The 473-nt window shown below is 35.1% G+C and carries 1 protein-coding gene; it reads left to right on the plus strand.

Annotated elements, in window-relative coordinates; all coding sequences use genetic code 11:
- Positions 1-378, plus strand: a 378-nt coding sequence (locus tag DLK05_RS17020; protein WP_127345114.1) for a transposase, incomplete at its 5' end; no start/stop codon positions are given.
- Positions 379-473 lie beyond the last annotated feature (95 nt).

The following is a 473-nucleotide window of genomic DNA, read 5'->3' on the forward strand; positions in this document are numbered from 1 at the left end:
AATGTAAAAAAAGAATTGTTTGAATACATTGGAGGAGTTTGTAAAGGCTTGGAATGTAATCCTGTTCGTGTAGGAGGACATAAGGATCATGTCCATATTTTATGCACGTTATCTAAAAAGATAAGCCAAGTGAAGCTTTTGGAAGAGGTGAAGAAGCAGTCCTCGAAATGGATTAAATTAAAAGGAAATCAATATCATGATTTTTATTGGCAAGATGGTTATGGAATATTTTCCGTTAATCCTTCTGAAACAGATGTTGTGACTCAATACATCGATAATCAGGATAAACATCATACAAAAAAGTCGTTTGAGGATGAATTGAGAGCTTTTCTTCGAAAATACAATGTTGATTTTGATGAGAAATATATTTGGAATTAGGCTTTCGCCCCTTCGGGGCTTGATTAACAAATTGCATTAGAATCAACGGGCTTTGCCCGTTGCTATTGCCTTAGTCCTTTCAGGACAAATGTATC

Source organism: Ancylomarina longa, assembly GCF_003996985.1.
Taxonomy (GTDB): domain Bacteria; phylum Bacteroidota; class Bacteroidia; order Bacteroidales; family Marinifilaceae; genus Ancylomarina_A; species Ancylomarina_A longa.